This window comes from Gaetbulibacter saemankumensis DSM 17032 (assembly GCF_000425645.1).
Classification (GTDB): Bacteria; Bacteroidota; Bacteroidia; order Flavobacteriales; family Flavobacteriaceae; genus Gaetbulibacter; species Gaetbulibacter saemankumensis.
The window spans coordinates 152,753-169,980 of the sequence record NZ_AUDV01000006.1; the positions used below are offsets into that span (position 1 = coordinate 152,753).

At 34.0% G+C, this 17,228-nt stretch carries 13 protein-coding genes and 1 tRNA gene; 5 read left to right on the forward strand and 9 right to left on the reverse strand.

All coding sequences use genetic code 11. From position 1 onward, the window contains the following. Positions 1-7 precede the first annotated feature (7 nt). Positions 8-1,249, forward strand: coding sequence for a DEAD/DEAH box helicase (locus tag H611_RS0102970; protein ID WP_027136946.1), 1,242 nt, complete (start codon positions 8-10; stop codon positions 1,247-1,249). Between the two features lie 40 nt (positions 1,250-1,289). On the opposite strand, the gene H611_RS0102975 is transcribed toward H611_RS0102970, so the two are convergent. Continuing rightward, entirely contained in the window at positions 1,290-1,898 is a 609-nt protein-coding gene (locus H611_RS0102975) for a M15 family metallopeptidase (protein ID WP_245574760.1), read from the reverse strand. A gap of 715 nt (positions 1,899-2,613) precedes the next feature. Here H611_RS0102975 and H611_RS0102980 point away from each other — a divergent pair. After that, complete coding sequence (locus tag H611_RS0102980) at positions 2,614-3,309, forward strand: DUF4369 domain-containing protein (RefSeq protein ID WP_027136948.1); 696 nt, start codon at positions 2,614-2,616, stop codon at positions 3,307-3,309. A 68-nt stretch (positions 3,310-3,377) separates the two neighbouring features. Here H611_RS0102980 and H611_RS0102985 read toward each other — a convergent pair. Together H611_RS0102985 and H611_RS0102990 are read right to left on the reverse strand one after the other, a co-directional pair. Next, positions 3,378-3,451: transfer RNA gene (locus H611_RS0102985), tRNA-Thr, on the reverse strand. 60 nt (positions 3,452-3,511) lie between these two features. Beyond that, positions 3,512-3,781: a hypothetical protein gene (locus tag H611_RS0102990; protein ID WP_027136949.1), complete on the reverse strand. Its 270-nt coding sequence runs from the start codon at positions 3,779-3,781 to the stop codon at positions 3,512-3,514. A gap of 434 nt (positions 3,782-4,215) precedes the next feature. Between H611_RS0102990 and H611_RS0102995 the strand changes: the two genes are divergently transcribed. Then, positions 4,216-4,587, forward strand: a complete 372-nt coding sequence (locus H611_RS0102995; protein WP_027136950.1) for a hypothetical protein — start codon at positions 4,216-4,218, stop codon at positions 4,585-4,587. Positions 4,588-4,624: 37 nt separating this feature from the next. Here H611_RS0102995 and H611_RS0103000 read toward each other — a convergent pair whose 3' ends face one another. Genes H611_RS0103000 through idi form a run of 3 tightly spaced genes read right to left on the reverse strand, consistent with a single transcriptional unit; the run spans position 4,625 to position 6,534 of the window. Beyond that, positions 4,625-5,596, reverse strand: coding sequence for a type I phosphomannose isomerase catalytic subunit (locus H611_RS0103000; RefSeq protein WP_027136951.1), 972 nt, complete (start codon positions 5,594-5,596; stop codon positions 4,625-4,627). A 3-nt stretch (positions 5,597-5,599) separates the two neighbouring features. Beyond that, the gene (locus H611_RS0103005) at positions 5,600-6,010 is read right to left on the reverse strand and encodes a 6-pyruvoyl trahydropterin synthase family protein (RefSeq protein ID WP_027136952.1); all 411 of its coding nucleotides are present in this window, start codon (positions 6,008-6,010) and stop codon (positions 5,600-5,602) included. Then, positions 6,007-6,534 (reverse strand): isopentenyl-diphosphate Delta-isomerase, encoded by a 528-nt coding sequence (gene idi / locus H611_RS0103010; protein ID WP_027136953.1) that lies wholly within the window; start codon positions 6,532-6,534, stop codon positions 6,007-6,009. The genes H611_RS0103005 and idi overlap by 4 nt, the downstream gene beginning before the upstream one ends. Positions 6,535-6,713: 179 nt before the next feature. Between idi and H611_RS0103015 the strand changes: the two genes are divergently transcribed. Both H611_RS0103015 and H611_RS0103020 read left to right on the forward strand, forming a co-directional pair. Next, positions 6,714-8,300 carry a peptide chain release factor 3 gene (locus H611_RS0103015; protein ID WP_027136954.1) on the forward strand — a complete coding sequence of 529 codons (1,587 nt, stop codon included), beginning with the start codon at positions 6,714-6,716 and terminating at the stop codon, positions 8,298-8,300. Between the two features lie 128 nt (positions 8,301-8,428). Further along, on the forward strand, positions 8,429-8,662 hold the full coding sequence (locus H611_RS0103020; RefSeq protein WP_027136955.1) for a (4Fe-4S)-binding protein: 234 nt from the start codon (positions 8,429-8,431) through the stop codon (positions 8,660-8,662). Between the two features lie 105 nt (positions 8,663-8,767). Here H611_RS0103020 and H611_RS0103025 read toward each other — a convergent pair whose 3' ends face one another. From H611_RS0103025 to rpoC, 3 genes are all read right to left on the reverse strand, one after another. Beyond that, positions 8,768-12,082 (reverse strand): VPS10 domain-containing protein, encoded by a 3,315-nt coding sequence (locus tag H611_RS0103025; protein ID WP_027136956.1) that lies wholly within the window; start codon positions 12,080-12,082, stop codon positions 8,768-8,770. Positions 12,083-12,483: 401 nt separating this feature from the next. Next, positions 12,484-12,801: a DUF3467 domain-containing protein gene (locus H611_RS0103030; protein ID WP_027136957.1), complete on the reverse strand. Its 318-nt coding sequence runs from the start codon at positions 12,799-12,801 to the stop codon at positions 12,484-12,486. 99 nt (positions 12,802-12,900) lie between these two features. Continuing rightward, complete coding sequence (gene rpoC / locus H611_RS0103035; protein ID WP_027136958.1) at positions 12,901-17,202, reverse strand: DNA-directed RNA polymerase subunit beta'; 4,302 nt, start codon at positions 17,200-17,202, stop codon at positions 12,901-12,903. Positions 17,203-17,228 lie beyond the last annotated feature (26 nt).

The window sequence follows — 17,228 nt, forward strand, 5'->3', positions numbered from 1 at the left end:
TTCATATATGTCATTTAAAGACTTACAATTAAATAAACCAATTTTAAGAGCAGTAGCCGAAGCTGGTTACGACAACCCAACTTTAGTACAGGAAAAAACTATTCCACATATACTAAATAAAAAAGATGTCATTGTATCGGCACAAACAGGAACAGGCAAAACAGCCTCTTTTGCCTTACCTATATTGCAACAACTTTTCGACTATCAGGACGCTCCCAAAAAAGGCAAAAAAATTAAAGCCTTAATTATAAGTCCCACACGTGAACTTGCTTTACAAATAAGTGAGAACTTTAAAACCTACAGCACATATACTAATTTAAGAACTGCGGTTATTTTTGGAGGTATTTCTATTGAACCTCAAAAAGACATTTTAAATAAAGGCGTTGATATATTAATTGCCACACCAGGTCGCTTACTCGATTTGCATAAACAGGACATAGTAAATTTAGATTATGTAGAAACCTTGGTTTTAGATGAGGCCGATCTCATGTTAGATATGGGATTTATTGATGATGTTAAGAAAATTGAACGCCTGTGTACACGCGAAAAACAGACCTTGCTGTTTTCTGCAACCATCCCTTATAAGGTAGAACAACTTGCCAACAGTATTTTAAAAGATCCTGAGCGTATTGAAGTTTCACAAAATTCTTCCACAGCGAAAAACATCAATCAAGTCTTATATTATGTGCCTAAACGAAACAAAATCGAACTTTGTTTACATTTATTAAGAAACACAATTAAAGGGAGTATTCTAATTTTCAGACGCACAAAATTTGGGGTTAATAAACTTGAAGAAACTTTAATAAAAAACGGTTATAAAGCAGATAGTATCCATGGAGATAAGAGCCAGCTATTAAGACAAGAGGCTCTAAATAAATTTAAAAACGGTTATGTAAATATTTTAATAGCCACAGATGTGGCTGCACGCGGTATTGATATAAACGAACTAGATGCTGTGATAAACTTTGACTTACCCAATGTGCCAGAAACCTATGTGCACCGTATAGGTAGAACTGCAAGAGCTGGTAAATCAGGAACGGCCTATTCCCTATGCTCTGCCGATGAAAAGTCATACATACAAACTATCCAACAACTTATACAATTACAATTGGATGTTATTGAAGATCACCCCTACCCTCTAAACCCAAAAGCTAAACCCGAAGTTCATAAATCTAAGAAACAAGGAAGCAAACACAAAAAGGGACGCAAAAGTGAAGGGTCTAAAAAGAAAAAGAAGCGTTGGTATTAAGAAATTCTAAACCCTAATATTTTCAGAGTAAGATTAGTCATTATTCAATAGGAAAATCGAAATAAGTACTTGGGAATGGCTCATGTCTTAAAGTATAATGCCACCATTCTTTAGGATAATTTCTAAAGCCATGCTTACGCATTATATTCAAAAGCTTTTTTCTATTTTGCTTTTGGGCACTGGTAAGATTATTGAAATAGATACCTGATATTTCCCCAAAATAATCGAAGGAGCTCCCCATATCTAATGGTTCACCTGTATTACCATCGATTATAGTTAAATCTACTGTACTACCTTTACTATGTCCGGAACGTGTTGCAATATATTCTTCTTGGAACAAAAACTCCTTACCTAATTCTGGGTAAAAAACAGCTTTATTAATAGTATCATTTAAATCTTTAGCCCAGTCAATAAAATGATTTACAGCACGCTGGGGTCTGTAACCATCATATACGCGTAGACATAAATTTTCCTTTTTTAACTCTTCCTGTACTCTTTTTAAAGCTACCGCCGCCTCATAAGTCAAAATAAGCCGGTTAGCATTATAGCCTTCTATAGATGTGCCCACGAAATTATCAGTAGAATAATATCTTAATTCAACATCTAAATTAGGAATAACTTCAGTTGCATAGACAAATTTATCTGGCAACTGAGCAACACATTTTGATATAAAAAAAAATACAAAGATTCGAAAAAGAAGACCCATGTTAATTATTATAAAAAACGAAAATAACTAAAATAAACAGTAAGCAAAAAACAAGGCATAAAAAAAACCGAGTTCCCTCAAACTCGGCTTTCTTTCATTTGCTTTTTATATTATGATGTAGATTTAGGGTCTCTATACCAACGCCATAATGCAAATATTAATTAATTAATCCATTGAACTAAAAAGTATGTTATTTAGTACACCACAAATATATATTTATTAAACAATACATAACGACAAAAAACACTATAATTCGATGAAATACATCTTTTTTTAACATTTTAGGTTAAAACACATGTTTTAATCGACAAAAAACAAGTGTAAAATCACTAAAAACTCGTGACATTATCACTAAATTTCTTTTTAATTGAGATTAATAATTACAATTTTAACATCTCTAAACTTAAAAATAAATACACCTAATAAAAAAAGCATCCATAGCGGATGCTTTTTAACTAACTAACCAACCAAAAATATGAATTACTTCTAAAGTTTAAGGTAACTACTCTATAAACTAAATTTTAAGAATGTAATCTCATAACTACACACAACTACCGTGCCAAAACCAAATATTCAATATGAAATTATTTATAATTTGGTGTTAGCTTTTAAAAGATTATTATAAGATATTTGTCAGCCTAAAACCAATTTACAATACATGAAAAAATTATCAATTCTAACCCTTACCCTATTAATTATATCCTGTAGCAAAACAGAACACGATTTAACCGTAAAGACAAATATTTCCGGATTACAAAAAGGTATCGTATATCTAAAAAAAATGCAGGATACCTCGTTAATTACTATTGATTCGGTTGTTGTTAGTGGAAATCCACAAATAGAATTATATAGCCCTATTGAATCACCAGAAATATTCTTTTTAGATTTAGATAAAAATTCTAGTGAATCGGAACGAATCGCTTTCTTTGCTGACAAAGGAGTTACTGAGATTACTACATCGATTAAAAACTTCACAGGAGATGCCAAGATTAACGGTTCTAAGCAACAAGAGCTATTGGCACAATACAAAAAAATGATGACACGATTTAATCATCAAAATTTAGATCTTATAAAAGCAGAGTTTGAAGCTAAAAAGGATAATAACAGTTCTAAAGTTGATAGTATTCAAGCACAATATAAGAGTCTCTTAAAAAGAAAGTACCTTTTCACGGTAAATTTTGCTTTAAACAATAAAGACAGTGAAGTGGCTCCTTATTTAGCTTTAACCGAAATATACAATGCTAAAATTAATTTATTAGACACCATTAACAACTCGCTTACAGATAATGTAAAAAACTCAAAATACGGTCAAAAACTTCAAGCCTATATTGAGGATATAAAAAAATCAGAATAATAAAACACTTAAAATATAAGTATAAAAAAAGACCTTCAAATTGAAGGTCTTTTTTTTTGCTTTTGAAGAGCCGATGGAGGGACTCGAACCCACGACCTGCTGATTACAAATCAGCTGCTCTAGCCAGCTGAGCTACATCGGCGATTGCGGGTGCAAATATAACACGTATAATTATATTTGCAAGCCTTTAATCAAAAAAAAATTAACTTAAATTATTAATTTTTTCAATCAATGCCCTTCCCTTAGATTCAAGTTCTTGATTTATAGACTTAAAGTGTGCCTTTGCATTATCAACATTTTTTTCATTAACCTTTACAATTAATTCATCAAAGGTTGCGATAGCTTCATCTATAATTGCTTCACTCTTCTTAGTATCCTTATCTGTGTTTGCGAATTCCCACACATAAACTGCTTCAATAATATCGCCTAAAACATAATTAATGTCTTTCTTTAGGTCTCTTACATTTGCCATAATTAAATAAATTTATTTGCTACAAAATTACATTAATCCTAAATAAAATCAGGTATTTTTATTTTATTAAATTATAATTAAAAATTAATTCTTAAATTTACATCGATGAGCACATTATGTATGTCATATAAACACTATTCAACCCGAATTTCACAACAGTGGAAGTTGGTCGCTATTGCTATGTTTAAAAAAACATTCTCGCGTGTGCATCTCAAGTTAAAATAAATTGAATATTTATATATAACCAAAAGGTGCTTTTTTAAAAGCACCTTTTTTTTTACATCTGTTTAACCCTAAAAATTAAAATTATGAAAACCATTATTCAAAAAGTCAAAAAAATGATTCAGTTTTTATGTGCCATTCGTTATACGCAAAATGCATCGAATAATTACAGACTCACACCCCTATTGTTATACCCTTAAAATTTAAATATTATGAGTACTCCAATACATACGAACGCACCTTTTAAAGTAACGAAAGAAACAAGTAACGCTAACGGATTTTTATTACCAAGCACACTTTATAATGAAGTAAAACATATTGCGTCAATTCCTGTTAAAGGCTTTTATGCACAGGACATTCCAAACTTTACTGATTACAAATTTAAAATGCATAAAAATGCATTTATTAACGATAAACTTACTATTCAAGCTCAATTGGTAAAACAAAACACCAATGGTTATTTAGTAAATATTATTGTTACTAAACAAAAAAACACCTTAAATCATCAAGAAATGATTTGTAGTGCATTTTTTCTCTTCCCAGCAGAATCATTAGAGATTGAAGAAAGTAAAACTGCTTGCTAACTAAAAATCCCAAGTCAATAACTTGGGATTTTATCTTTTAAACATAAACTTCTAATAGTGTAGCATTATCAGAGTTTATCTCGTATTCCTTAATGGATGCCGGAATCAATATGGTTTCTCCCTTTTTTACTCTTTCTTTGAATCCATTAGCAACAATAGTTGCCTGACCATCAACGCACATGTAAATAAGAAAAGAATCGTGATTATTTTCTTTTCGCAACAAGGTATTTACGACTAGATAACTCGTTGTAAAATAAGGACAGCTAACCATCTGGTTAGATTGATTTGGTGTTCTGGCATAAGAAATACGAAAGTTGTCTGGCATATTAAAATCGATGGCATCAATTGCCAAGTCGTTGTGCAATTCACGTTCATTGCCTTCATCGTCTACCCTATCCCAATCGTATACGCGGTAGGTTATATCACTGGTTTGTTGAATTTCGGCAACCATCACACCAGCTCCTATAGCATGAACCCGGCCAACCTCAATAAAATAGGTGTCACCTGTTTTAACTTTATCAAAGTTTAAAATTTTAGTGAGCGTTTTATTTTCAAGATGTTCTAAATATTTTTCTGGTGTCATATCCTGATTAAAGCCAACTATTAAATTAGAATCTTCATCGGCTTGAAAGACATACCACATTTCCGTCTTTCCGAAGGAATTGTGCCTTTTAGCTGCTAACTCATCATTAGGGTGTAACTGAATTGACAAATCTTCTTTAGCATCGATAAACTTAATAAGTAAAGGGAATTTATTTTGAAAGACCTTATAATTCTTATTACCTATTAAATCTGATTTATAGGCATTCAACAATTCCTTTAATGATTGCCCTTTTAATTCCCCATTACAAACAATCGAGGTGTCTCCATCCACATCACTTATCTCCCAACTTTCACCAATATTTGGCAAGCTGCTTTCCTTGTTTAAAATAGTTTTTAATTTCTGTCCACCCCATATTTTATCTTTCAAAATGGGCGTGAATTTTAAAGGGTATAGTGCATTCGTCATAGGCTATTTTCCTGAATAGGACACAAAGTTACGAGGCGTTTCATAGAGTGTAATATCTAAATCTAAAGTAGCCTCAAGTCGTGGTTTTATTTTATTATAAATTATTACAGCAATGTTCTCAGCTGTTGGATTTAAGTTTTTAAATGCTTCAACTTCAACATTTAAATTTTTGTGATCGAAAGCGTCTTCAACCTCTTCTTTTATGATGTCTTTGAGAATTTTCATGTCGATTACAAATCCTGTTTCAGGATCAATTTCACCTGTAACACTTACTACGAGTTCATAATTATGACCATGAAAATGAGGGTTATTACACTTTCCGAATACAGCATCATTCTTTTCGAAAGACCAATCTTTACGATACAATCGATGTGCTGCATTGAAATGTGCGCGTCTACTAACCGTTACTCTCATTTCTCCAATATATTAATATGCTCGTAGAATTTATCAAATATTATTTTAAACCAGGCAGTGTATAATTCCGGATGATCCTTTATATCCTGTTTAACTGCATTTAAAGACATCCACTTCCAATCACCTACTTCATCTGGATTAATATTGGGTTCGCCATCAAAATACCCAATTAATACATGGTCGTATTCATGCTCCGTTAAACCATTTTCGAAAGGTGCTTTATAAATAAAAGAAATAGATTCTTCCAAGTCTGTTACAAACCCCATTTCTTCCTGTAATCGACGTTTACCGGCTTCAATATTAGATTCCCCAACTCGTTGATGACTACAACACGTATTAGTCCATAAATTAGGCGTGTGATATTTATGTGCTGCTCTTTGCTGCAACATTAATTCGTTATTCTTGTTAAAAACAAACACCGAAAAAGCCCGATGTAGGACTGCCTTTTCATGAGCTTCCATTTTTGGCATAGTTCCTATAGGCTCATCCTGCTCATTTACAATAATTACTTGTTCTTCTTTCATAGTAAAACAAAAATACAAAATAGAATGAGCTGTGCTAATCTTTGAAAACTTCTTTTATAAAATGAGAACTTCTTAATATAGCTATAAAACATCTATATATGGGCTAGAAATGCCTAGTTAAGATTTATTAAATTATATTTTAATAATAGTATCTTTGCAGCCCATTTGTAACATTAATTATGAGCTTTATAAAAGAAATAAACAGAAGACGTACGTTCGGAATTATATCCCACCCGGATGCTGGTAAAACAACCTTAACAGAAAAATTACTTTTATTTGGAGGTGCTATTCAAGAGGCTGGAGCTGTAAAAAGTAATAAAATTAAGAAAGGTGCTACGAGTGACTTTATGGAAATAGAACGTCAGCGTGGTATTTCGGTAGCAACTTCTGTATTAGCTTTTGAATATAACGACACTAAAATTAACATTCTTGACACACCAGGACATAAAGACTTTGCTGAGGATACTTTCAGGACTTTGACTGCTGTAGATAGTGTTATTGTTGTAATTGATGTTGCAAAAGGGGTGGAGGAACAAACGGAAAAGTTAGTTGAAGTTTGTAGAATGCGTAACATTCCTATGATTGTGTTCATCAACAAACTGGATCGTGAAGGAAAAGATGCTTTCGATTTATTAGATGAAGTTGAACAAAAACTTGGTCTTAAAGTATCTCCTTTAAGTTTCCCAATAGGTATGGGTTACGATTTCAAAGGTATCTATAACATCTGGGAAAAAAATATCAATCTATTTAGTGGTGATAGCAGAAAAAACATTGAAGAAACCATTGAAATTTCAGATTTACAGTCACCAGAATTAAATACATTAATAGGTGACAAATATGCCCAGCAACTTCGTGACGAACTAGAACTTGTAGAAGGTATTTACCCTGAATTTGACAAACAGGCCTATTTAGATGGAAATTTACAACCCGTATTTTTTGGTTCAGCGTTAAACAATTTTGGTGTACGTGAATTGTTAGATTGCTTTATTGAAATAGCTCCTAAACCACGTCCTAAACAAAGTGAAGAACGTTTGGTAGAGCCAAACGAAGATAAATTCACTGGATTTGTTTTCAAAATCCACGCGAATATGGATCCTAATCACCGTGACCGTCTGGCCTTCATTAAAATAGTTTCAGGTAAATTTGAAAGAAATAAACCTTATTTACATGTTAGAAATAATAAAAAATTAAAATTTTCTAGTCCGAATGCTTTCTTCGCAGAGAAAAAGGAAATTGTAGATGTATCATATCCTGGTGATATTGTGGGGCTCCATGATACAGGTAACTTTAAAATTGGTGACACCCTTACGGAAGGAGAAAATATAAACTATAAAGGGATACCTAGTTTCTCTCCAGAACACTTTAGATATATCAACAACGCCGATCCATTAAAATCGAAACAATTATACAAAGGTATCGACCAATTAATGGATGAAGGAGTAGCTCAATTATTTACTTTAGAACTTAATGGCCGTAAAGTTATTGGTACTGTTGGTGCACTTCAATATGAAGTTATTCAATACCGTTTAGAGCATGAGTATGGTGCAAAATGTACCTATGAAAATTTAAATGTACATAAGGCATGTTGGGTAGAACCTGCAGATCCTAAGAATGACGAATACAAAGAGTTCTTACGTGTAAAGCAACGTTATTTAGCCAAAGACAAACAAGATCAATTGGTATTTTTAGCCGATTCTGCATTTTCTTTACAAATGACCCAGCAGACCTATCCAAGTATCAAATTCCATTTCACCTCGGAATTTTAACAAATTATCGGTTATATTTGGTATTAAATAAAATATTCATAAAATTTATAGTAGATAATTAAGAAATAAACAGCATGTTTAACTTAATTATCTATTAGCAATAATCATAACCCCAAATATGAAGCGCTATGGAAACACTAAAAAACCAATTTAGTAATCAAGAGATTACAGTAACATATGAGCCTTGTGTTTGTATCCATGCCGACCGATGTGCCAAAGAATTATCAGATGTTTTCAGAATTTCGATTATTCCCTGGATTGACTTAGAAGCAGCAGAAACTTTAGCTGTTATTGAACAAATTAAAAAATGTCCGTCTGGAGCCTTAAAATATAGACTTAATAAACAAAAAAAAGCAAGCTAACATAATTAAACAAAAAAGGGATAACTAAAATTTAGTTATCCCTTTTTTAATTCAAAAAAAGCAATTCAATATTGATTAATCTGAATAAGGAAACAAATAAACTTGCTAATTTTTAATTATAACACGCTTTGTTTTAAGGAATAATCCCTGGCTATTTTTCATTCTTAAAAAATACAAGCCATCAAGTAAACTGCTAACATCAAAACTTTTACTTCCATATTTATATTGCCCTAATTTACCTTTTCTAACTAATTGCCCAGTAGCGCTATATAGAAATGCTTCCACGGGTTCATTGTTTACCGAAGAATACTCTATATATAAGGTTTGGGAAACGGGATTAGGGTATACAATATTGTCTAAAATTTTTGTATCGTCAATACTTAAAGGGGAACTCACTGTAACCAGATAATCTTCAACCTCTCCAAAAGCATTACCACAGGGCAGTACTGATGCATTATACGTGTTTCTTGTGCGAAGCTTCAGAGGTATATCGGTTAGTGCGGAAGCTGGAACCGTAAAAGTTCCTGTTGATACCCTATTACTATACGCAGACATACTTATAGCTTCATTAGGATCATCGAAATCGCCATCTCTATTAAAGTCTATCCAAGCACCCGCTTTATCTGGACTGAAAACAGCTGCCAATTCAATTTCTAAAGTATATTGTTGACCTGTTTCTATGGCAATTGGACCTAAGTTATCATAATTGCTATACAGACTTTGCCCTGAGCCATTTTCAAAATTGCCCAATTGAACCCTATTTATATAATCACCACCTGTACCACTGGTTCCTGAAGCAGAGCAATATGAAAGAGGTTTAACAGTGTACATAAATTTATAGGTCTCACTAATATCGCTATTAGCCCCTTCTGCATAAACTTTAAAATAAACTTTTGTCCCTTCTGGGTAGTTAGGTATAGGGGTGTTGGATTCCCAAACATCTCCAGATATATTAGACATTGGAATGGTATTCTCAAAGGTTGGATTATCTTTTGACCAAGCAACATATACGTTTGTTAAAGTGCCATTATATGTAATTGTAGATGTAACATACTGATCGACATCAACTATTGGTAAATTTTCCGTTGGTTGTTGCGTAATTTGTGTTTCAACTATTGCTGGATAACTTGCTCTTCCATCTAAAGGATGTTGCCACATCCCACGGCCCCAAGAGACACCTCTTAATGTATTTGAGCCATAAACTATTTCTAACTCATTGATAGAAGTATTTGGAAGTCCTGGATTATATAACGTCCAAGTATTATCTGCCATGGCTTTTTTGTAAACACCAATCTCTGCGCCCAAATATATATTAGACGCATCTGTATGGTCTATCACTACAGATCGAATTGGCATGTTATTAAGATTGTATGTTATATTAGACCATGATACTCCTTGATTAGTAGTTATATACACTTTGGCATTATCATCATGATAACGACCGTAGGTAACCACAATAACGTTATCATCATTAGGATCAAAAGCAACATCTGTAATTTGATAATTAGGTAAATTACTTCTTATACTATTAAAGGTAGCGCCGCCATCGGTAGATTTTTCAATATTTACACCTTTTGTTACAACCATGATTTGTGAATTATTTTGAGCAATTGCAGCGTTCCATATAACTCCTGTAAAATTAGGCGCACCAACATTTGTCCAAGTACTGCCAAAATCTTCACTTCTGTAAACATTACTTCCAAAATGATAAACTCTCATATGGTTATTAGGGTCGTATGCTAAGGGCGCAACCCATGCTCCGGTTTGACCAGCAGGTGTAGCATTACTTTGAGTAATTCCTCCATCCTGCGTTTTTCTTCTACCTCCTTCTTGATAGCTACCTATCATCCAGTCATCATTCAATGGATGAATAATGCCTTCCATACCATCACCGCCATAAAACTCAACCCAGCCGGTTTCTGTTTTAATACTTGTCCCATTATCTTGAGAACCCGTAATAGTTCTGTCGCTATTGGATTGACTAACACCTAAAGCGTAATTCTCCCTAATACCTTGCCCTTCAAAACGCTCCCAGTTTATTCCTTTATCTGTACTTTTACATAAGAAACCATCTGTACCTATCCAAAAAACACCATTAATACTTTTGGCTACTCTATTATCGGCATGTACATATTTACTATTATTTTTATAATTGGCATTGCCCTGACCCCAATTGGTTCGCTTTGTAAAATTAATTCCGCCATCGGTACTCATATGTGTATCTATACTACCCAATAATATATCATCACTGTTTGTATCACATACCACAAAACCTCCATAATTACCAATTCCTGGTGTAGATACTTTAGAAAAAGTATTACCGCTATCCATTGATTTCCATATCCCATCTGAGGTTGATAGAAAAACACAATTTGGGCAATCTGCACTCACGGACAAATGAAGCTTCTCAGAAGTATTTCCTGTAAACGCTTTTTGAGAGAAAGTGGCACCTCCATTAGTTGAAACAAGTATATTGTTCGCATCAGTTCGCTTTGTGGCATATATAATATCAGGGTTGGTTGGATGAAATAAAATTGAAGTTACCCAATAATTAGCCACCTTTGTCCATGTTGCTAAATCATCAGTAGAACGAAACAAACCTTTATTTGTTCCCACAAAAACCATGTTTGGTGTTGTTGGGTGGTATTGTATTTGATATATTCTTCCATCGGATCCCAATCCTCCCCAACCTAGATTTGAGGGGTTAAAATTAGTTATACTCCAATTGTCTCCAGAATCATTGGATCTGTATATACCATGAGATAACTGGTTTTGAGAATTATTGACATTTATTAAAATATTGGCAGGATTTGTAGGAGAAACAGCCATCGTATTAACACCGCTGGCATCAAGAAAATCGGTAGAACCTCCAGACCAAGTTGTACCGCCATCTAATGTTTTCCAGAAACCACCACTTCTAGACCCCAGATAAATACGCTGGTCGTTATTTGGGTCTACATAAAAAGTTTCTACCCTTCCTAAACCAACTGCATAATGCCCTGTAACCTGACCGACATAGTAGGGACCTAAATCTTCCCAGCCCGTAGTATTTAACATTTTACCTTGTGCCGCAAGTTTTTGAGACACTTCTAAATGTTCCTTTTTATTTTTTTTGAATGATTTGCTAATGAAAAAAGGATCGACACCACTTCTGTCCCCAGATGGATAGTACTTAAATTCGTTATTGTATAACCACCTTTGATATCCTTTCCAACCAGAACCTTTTGCGGATTTTTCCTCTTTTGACAAGCCGTTAAAATACTTTTCAGCTTCTTTAACAACCTCATAAAAGTTCACACTATTATCGTACATCATTCTTTTATACTTTTGCGCATTAGCAAAAGAAGATGAGAACAAAATAAACCCTAATATTAAAGGGAAGATAATAAACTTAATCCTGTATTTTTTAGCAATTTTCATTTTTTAATAGTTCGCTTTTAGTTATAATTTAAACCAAATTCTTTGATAAGCAACCAATACAAAGTTATAGATTATATAATAAAAAAGGGTGGATAAATTAATGAATAAGCGTGGTAAAAATCACAGCCCAGTAAAAAAATAGTAATATTAACCACAAACGCATCAATTTTGAAGACCTATTCAATATTTTGATGTTCAATGTTCCCCCATATTCCAATCATTATTTAATTAAGGTCATTCTTATTTAACATCAGCAAATTAATAATATTAAAGAGGTCAGTAGTTAGTTTAATTAATATTATATTAACACTTTATACCTATCCAGTCGAACCAAGGTTTAGTGGTATTGATGGTTGCTTTGGAAAACTATTTCAAGCAAAAACCCTACCGATCCTATCCTTTTAGGCCTGGCCCGTTGGACCGAAATTTAATGGTATTGGTGGTTGCTCGTAATCTTTAATTTCCCCATGGGCGTTTTCAAATCTGGCCACATTATCACCCAATGCCTTGAGTAAGCGCTTAGCATGTTGTGGTGTTAATATAATTCTGGATTTTACTTTATTTTTGGGAACACCAGGCATGATATTTACAAAATCAACCACAAATTCAGATACCGAATGGTTTATTATTGCTAGATTGGAATAAGTTCCTTCGGCTACCTTTTCATCTAATTCTATATTAATTTGCCCTTGTTTTGGCTTATCTTTTTCGTCTGACATGTTTTTAAAATTTTTATAAAATTAACAAAAAAATCCCGCCAATAACGATTAGCGGGATCTTTTATCTTATAGATTTCTACATAAGTAAAAACCTTTGTTTTAATTATAATTTAATTCTTGCTTTACTTGCATCATTTCATCGAACTCTTCTTTAGAACCAACGATAATGTCTTGGTATTTACGCATACCTGTACCCGCAGGAATTCTATGACCAACAATTACATTTTCTTTCAAGCCTTCTAAAGAATCAACTTTACCTGCTACTGCAGCTTCGTTAAGTACTTTAGTTGTTTCCTGGAAGGAAGCAGCAGAAATAAACGATTTTGTTTGAAGTGATGCTCTTGTAATACCTTGAAGTATTGGTGTTGCCGTTGCAGGTCTTGCTTCTCTAGCCACTACCAATTGTTTATCTTCTCTTCTTAGTATAGAGTTCTCATCTCTTAATTCACGTGGCGAAATAATTTGCCCCGCTTTAAGATTTGTAGAATCTCCTGCATCTTCAATAACTTTCATTCCAAAGATATCATCGTTTTCCTGAATGAAATCTGCTTTATGAGCTAATTGATCTTCTAAGAATAAAGTATCACCAGAATCAATAATTCTAACTTTACGCATCATTTGTCTTACAACAACCTCGAAGTGCTTATCATTAATTTTCACCCCTTGTAAACGGTATACTTCTTGTACTTCATTTACTAAATATTGCTGAACCGCAGCAGGCCCTTTAATATTCAGGATGTCGTTAGGCGTTACAGAACCATCAGATAATGGCATACCAGCTTTTACATAATCGTTTTCTTGAACAAGAATTTGATTAGATAATTTAACTAAGTACTTTCTAATATCTCCTAATTTAGACTCAACGATAATCTCACGGTTACCACGTTTGATTTTACCAAACGATACAACACCATCTATTTCACTTACCACAGCTGGATTTGATGGGTTACGTGCTTCGAATAACTCAGTTACACGTGGAAGACCACCTGTAATATCCCCTGCTTTAGCGGACTTACGAGGAATCTTAACTAAAATCTTACCAACAGTAATTTTATCACCATCGTTAATCATTAAGTGCGATCCTACTGGTAAGTTATAAGAACGGATTGTTTCTCCTTTCGAATCTTCGATATGAAGAGTAGGAATAAGCTTTTTGTTTCTAGATTCAGAAATTACTTTCTCCTGGAAACCTGTTTGCTCATCAATTTCTACTTGGTACGTTACCCCTTGCTCGATGTTTTCGAATTTAACTTTACCTGCAAATTCAGATATAATTACACCGTTATATGGATCCCAAGTACATACAACATCTCCTTTACTAAGCTCATCACCATTGCTAATTAACAATGTAGATCCGTAAGGAATATTATTGGTACTTAAAGTAATACCTGTTTTCTTATCGATTAATTTAATTTCGGTCGTACGCGAGATAACAATATCAACTTCATTACCTTCAGAATCTTGACCTTTTACAGTTTTAAGATCTTCAATTTCAGCGATACCGTTAAATTTAACAGCAAGTTTATTTTCTTCAGAAATGTTACCTGCAATACCACCTACGTGGAAGGTACGTAACGTTAACTGAGTACCTGGCTCTCCAATAGACTGCGCTGCTACAACACCAACGGCTTCACCAAGCTGCACCATTTTACCTGTTGCAAGATTACGTCCGTAACACTTAGCACAAATTCCTTGTAATGCTTCACAAGATAATGGCGAACGCACTTCCATAGTTTCCAATGGAGATTCTCCAATACGCTTAGCAATTTTATCGTCGATTAATTGACCCGAAGCTACTAACAGCTCTTCAGTTAAAGGATCGTAAACATCATTTAATGATACACGACCAACAACGCGTTCTTGAAGTGTTTCAACAACCTCATCATTTTTCTTTAATGGCTCAACTTCTACACCTCTTAACGTGCCACAATCTTCAGAGTTGATGATAACATCTTGAGAAACGTCTACTAAACGACGTGTTAAGTAACCTGCATCGGCCGTTTTAAGAGCCGTATCCGCAAGACCTTTACGAGCACCGTGGGTAGAAATAAAGTATTCTAAAATTGAAAGACCTTCTTTAAAGTTAGAAAGAATTGGGTTTTCAATAATTTCACCACCACCAGCATTCGATTTTTTTGGTTTTGCCATCAGACCACGCATACCTGTAAGCTGACGTATCTGCTCTTTAGAACCACGGGCTCCAGAATCAAGCATCATAAATACCGAGTTAAATCCTTGTTGGTCTTCACGAATACGCTTCATAGACAATTCGGTTAACTCAGCGTTGGTTGATGTCCAAATATCAATTACCTGGTTATAACGCTCGTTGTTGGTAATAAGTCCCATGTTATAGTTACCTGTAATACCATCAACTAATCCGTTAGCTTTATCAATCATTCCTTGTTTTTCTGGTGGAATAATAATATCACCTAAACTAAACGACAGACCACCTTGGAATGCAAATTTGAACCCTAATGTTCTAATTGCATCTAAGAAATCTGCTGTTTCAGGAACTGATGTATATTTTAGGATATTTCCAATGATATCTCTTAAAGATTTTTTAGTAAGTACCTGATTGATATAACCAGCTGCTTGAGGCACGTATTGGTTGAATAATACACGACCAACAGTAGTTTCTATAATGGTTGGAGCTAACTTACCATCTTCATTGATATCTAATGTTCTTACCTTAATACCAGCATTTAAATCAACACGCTTCTCATTAAAAGCGATTTCCACTTCTTCTGGAGAATAGAATGTTAATCCTTCACCTTTAATTGGCACTTCAGGTGTAGATATACGGTGCTTGGTCATATAGTAAAGACCAAGTACCATATCCTGAGAAGGTACAGTTACCGGAGAACCATTTGCTGGATTTAAAATATTGTGTGATGCCAACATTAACATCTGACATTCTAAGATTGCTTCAGGACCTAGCGGTAAGTGAACCGCCATCTGGTCACCATCAAAATCGGCGTTAAATGCCGTACATACTAATGGGTGTAACTGGATCGCTTTCCCCTCAATTAATTTAGGTTGGAAAGCTTGAATACCCAATCTGTGAAGCGTAGGAGCACGGTTTAATAATACTGGATGTCCTTTCAGAACATTTTCCAAGATATCCCAAACCACTGGCTCTCTTTTATCTATAATTTTCTTTGCAGATTTTACGGTTTTTACAATACCTCTTTCAATTAATTTTCTAATTACAAAAGGTTTGTAAAGCTCGGCTGCCATATTTTTTGGTAAACCACATTCGTATAGTTTCAACTCAGGTCCTACAACAATTACCGAACGAGCAGAATAATCTACACGCTTACCAAGTAAGTTTTGACGGAAACGTCCTTGTTTACCTTTTAATGAATCTGAAAGTGATTTTAATGGTCTGTTAGAATCTGTTTTTACAGCTGAAGATTTACGTGTGTTATCGAATAACGAATCTACAGATTCCTGTAACATACGCTTTTCGTTACGTAAAATTACTTCAGGTGCTTTAATCTCAACTAAACGCTTAAGACGGTTATTACGGATAATAACACGACGGTATAAATCATTCAAATCAGACGTTGCGAAACGACCACCATCTAAAGGTACTAACGGACGTAATTCTGGTGGAATTACAGGAATGACCTTCATGATCATCCACTCTGGACGATTCTCACGGTTTTTATTCGATTCACGTAAAGACTCAACCACCTGCAAACGCTTTAAGGCTTCCGTTTTACGTTGTTTAGACGTTTCTGTATTTGCCTTATGACGTAATTCGTATGATAGAGATTCTAGATCAATTCTAGCTAATAATTCGATCAAACACTCAGCTCCCATTTTTGCTAAGAATTTGTTTGGATCTGAATCATCTAAATACTGGTTATCCTGCGGAAGAGTTTCAAGAATGTTTAAGTATTCTTCTTCTGTTAAGAAGTCCATTTTTTGTAATGGCTCCCCTTCTTCATTTTTAGCAATACCAGGTTGAATTACTACGTAACGCTCGTAGTAAATAATCATATCTAATTTCTTAGAAGGTAAGCCTAATAAATAACCTATTTTGTTTGGTAACGAACGGAAATACCAAATGTGAGCGATTGGCACAACTAAGTTAATGTGTCCTACTCTATCACGACGTACTTTCTTTTCTGTTACTTCTACACCACAACGATCACAAACGATCCCTTTGTAGCGAATTCTTTTATATTTACCACAAGCACATTCGTAATCCTTTACAGGACCAAAAATACGCTCACAGAATAAACCATCTCTTTCAGGTTTATGAGTTCGATAATTGATAGTTTCTGGCTTTAAAACCTCACCTCTAGACTCTGCTAAAATAGACTCTGGTGACGCTAAACCAATGGAGATTTTATTAAATCTCTTTACTGTATTCTTATCTTGTTTTCTTGCCATAATATATGGTGCTATCGAATTATTTG